The organism is Candidatus Aquicultor secundus, assembly GCF_002791875.1.
In the GTDB taxonomy this organism is placed as follows: Bacteria; Actinomycetota; Aquicultoria; order Aquicultorales; family Aquicultoraceae; genus Aquicultor_A; species Aquicultor_A secundus.
The window spans coordinates 1-2719 of the sequence record NZ_PFNG01000134.1; the positions used below are offsets into that span (position 1 = coordinate 1).

The 2719-nt window shown below is 42.5% G+C and carries 4 protein-coding genes; all 4 read right to left on the bottom strand.

What is annotated here, in order from left to right:
- Nucleotides 1–100: 100 nt before the first annotated feature.
- On the bottom strand, nucleotides 101–568 hold the full coding sequence (locus COY37_RS05570; protein WP_286976629.1) for a type II toxin-antitoxin system VapC family toxin: 468 nt from the start codon (nucleotides 566–568) through the stop codon (nucleotides 101–103).
- Nucleotides 547–885: a type II toxin-antitoxin system Phd/YefM family antitoxin gene (locus COY37_RS05575; RefSeq protein WP_286976632.1), complete on the bottom strand. Its 339-nt coding sequence runs from the start codon at nucleotides 883–885 to the stop codon at nucleotides 547–549. Before COY37_RS05575 ends, COY37_RS05570 begins: the two co-directional genes overlap by 22 nt.
- Nucleotides 886–1024: 139 nt before the next feature.
- Nucleotides 1025–2158 carry a hypothetical protein gene (locus COY37_RS05580; RefSeq protein WP_286976634.1) on the bottom strand — a complete coding sequence of 378 codons (1134 nt, stop codon included), beginning with the start codon at nucleotides 2156–2158 and terminating at the stop codon, nucleotides 1025–1027.
- 41 nt (nucleotides 2159–2199) lie between these two features.
- The coding region (locus COY37_RS05585) for a copper amine oxidase N-terminal domain-containing protein (protein ID WP_286976638.1) at nucleotides 2200–2719 on the bottom strand (520 nt) is incomplete at its 5' end.

Below are 2719 nucleotides of genomic sequence, written 5' to 3' on the forward strand. Positions count from 1 at the left end.
ATTCTGGGTGCAAAAGATAGAATGCGGGCGGGAAGAACTGCCCCAGCCAAGGGCCTCACGTTGGTCAGGGTTAAGTATTAACAAGTGCTCTGCTGCTGAACTAAACTCTTTGGCTCAAAAACTCTCTTGGTGTTAAAACCGCATAGTCGGTCTTACCTTCCAGGTGCTGTTTATCCCATGTGATAATTACAGTAGTACCCGGTATATATTGCTTGATGGTTGTCAGTAAGAGGGCATCTCCCAGTGAGTTTTTCTCGGCAATTTGGGTGAAGACCTGTCCGATGGTGAGAAATGGTAGGGGGGCGTCAAAATCATTGGTTGGATATACTCTTACCTTGTAGCGATCGCTAAAGTAAGCAAAGAACTCAGTTAGTTGCTGATTGTTTAAGTTGAAAGATAGGATGCCGCATATTTCAAGGAGGTTAATAATCGTTGTCGCTCCCTCATCGGTTTTCGCCAGGTATGAGAGAAATTCTTTGTTTGCTTTATAGTTCTTGTCGCGCTGGTAGCGAAGATCGATGATAAAGATATTAGTATCAACAACTATTAAGCTCTCTTTCGCGTCCAAGCCATAGCCTCCTGCCATGTTTTAAATTCAGGAGAGCTTTGCTTAAGTGTTTCCTCAATATCTTTCCACGCTTGTTCTGCAGGCCTTAAATCACCAGTTTTCTTTTCTAAATATTCTGCAGGTAATATAGCTGCAGCGGGTTTTCCTCTTACGGTAATTAAGAATTTTTCTCCTTCTCTGGCTTTGCGAATGATCTCTCCTGTTTTATTCTTCAACTCGCGCGCTGTTACTTTTTTCACTCTTATATTAACCCCCCTTGTAGCTATTTCTGGCTTAATAGTAGCTACAAGGTTCGCGAAAGTCAATACTTCAAACATTTAGAAGATTAACCAAAATAGTATCCCATTCAAAAGCAGCATCTATGAGTTGCATATTCAAAACATTTAAATCCTGCAAAGCTATCACCACTTCAGTATCATGTCCAGTAAGCCCTCGATAAAGGTATAGTAATATGGGCTATTTCTTATGAATTTTTATAAAGTAACCACCGCTATTATCGTAGAATGCACCTTTTACGTCGTGAAAACTTACGTAAAGCGGCTTGCTGCCGGTATTTAGCCCAAATCTTGAGCCTAAAACTACAGGTGCCCCGTATTCCCCGCTTTTTCCTATTAAGGCGCCTGTAGGAGCACCTGGTAAAAGGGGAGGATGGCCTTGCCATTCTTGTAATGTATAACTGCTGCCGTCAGGTCCTGTTGATCCCCACCCAGGCGGATCAGTTGAACCTTCTCCCCAGGCTTTTCCTTCCAGAGTTCCAGACATTCCAGTATTAAACCATTCTACGGTTGCAGGTAGGTAGATCATTTTATTGTTTTGATCCAACTCGTATATCTCTGCTTGTCTAAAACGCCCAAGGTCTTTAGAGCATCTAAGAGAAACCATATTGCCTGATTGAAGCGGATGATTCTCAAAGTCTAATGAACCTTCTTTAACCGTTATAGATTGATAATTTTGTTGATCTTCAATCAGAACGAATACGCTAAAGACCACGCTCTTTCTCGACTTAGACCATTCCACGCTTTCAGTTATTCGACCTTCGCTTGATTCGATAATGGTTTTCTGAGGGTTCATAGGTCGATCGAAAGTAATTCTTATCTTTGCAACAGGAGAATCTATATCCGCGTTGCCGTCTATGATGTCCATATGCTCAGGCGAAATAACCTCGAATTTCTTGACTTTCGGAGTTGTCCAAGTCTTAAAGACGATTTTGTTCTCGCTCTTTATGCCAAGCATATTCAAAAGTGGATTCTTGGAATGAGACGATACCTCGACTCGATAAAAAGAATCGGTGCTAAAATTGCCATGCGGTTCAAAGAAATACGCCCCACTATCTTCGCTTAAGGTTCCATCAACCTCTTGATCTTGTGAGCCTGCTATAATATTAGCCGCCTGGCTGTTTGTTCTAAAAATTCTTACCGAATCTATTTCTGTTAAAAAACCAGGCTGGATAGAAATTTTGCTCTCTGGAGCTAATTCCTTATTCTTGTCATTTACGATATGGGTGCGAGGGAGTGTTATTATAGACATGCCGATTATTACGACTGCTATAACGATTACAAAAACGACTATTTTAGAAGTGCCGAATTTCATGTTCCTTACCCCTTGCTCAATCGAAAGATGCTAAACAACTCTTAAGGCAGCTTAATCGTCACTAGTTTTGCCTCTTGATTCCAATCAACAGTCGCCCCCAAGGCTTCTGCAACCCAGCGGATGGGAAGCATGGTGCGGCCGGCTCTGATCTCGGGAGCGGCATCCATCTGAACGTTGGAATTGCTGTTGCGCATAATTCTCGAGCCTATCGTTAAAGTCAAAACAGTTCCATTGGCTCCAGCTACGGTTGCAGTTTTAGTTTTGTTGTTCCAGAAAACCGTAGCCCCCAGAGCTTCAGCAACATAGCGTACAGGCAGATAAGTGCGACCGCTTTTAACGTAGGGCGCAATGTCCATCTCAAGTTCGGTATCGTTGCTGCGATACTTGATATCGCCAATTGTCATCTCAACAATTTTGGGACCTGTAAGGTATGGATTGCCCCAGATTGCGTAATCAAGTTTGCTGCCTTCAACCCAAACAGCAACAATCTTTAAACGCAGCACATTTTTAACTGATATGTCGAAAGTAGAGGGTTCATCACCAAGGTTTTTGATCGGGCTT